The sequence below is a fragment of the Stenotrophomonas sp. SrG genome (assembly GCF_050031795.1).
GTDB lineage: Bacteria > Pseudomonadota > Gammaproteobacteria > Xanthomonadales > Xanthomonadaceae > Stenotrophomonas > Stenotrophomonas rhizophila_A.
Genome location: NZ_JBNBBE010001493.1, coordinates 1 through 233 on the forward strand (window position 1 = coordinate 1; position 233 = coordinate 233).

Sequence of the window (233 nt, forward strand, 5' to 3'; positions counted from 1 at the left end):
ACGCAGTACCCATTGGCCGCACATGAACTTGCCGTTGTATTCGCCGAGGTTGCCTTCGAAGGTACGGAATCCGGGATAGGCCCCGTACGCACTGCTGGTCCACTCCCAGACATCGCCGAACAGCTGCAGGTGGCGGTCGTGGGCGCTGCCCTGGTCGGGCGCGGCCGGCTGCAGGCGCCCGCTGTCGGCGAAGTTGCCCGGCGGCGCCTGACCGGCGGCGGCCGCTTCCCAGT

General features: G+C 69.1%; 1 pseudogene. It reads right to left on the minus strand.

The window, feature by feature from the left end:
- Positions 1–233 (minus strand): annotated as a pseudogene (locus ACQG3P_RS24340) (ergothioneine biosynthesis protein EgtB); the annotation flags it as partial.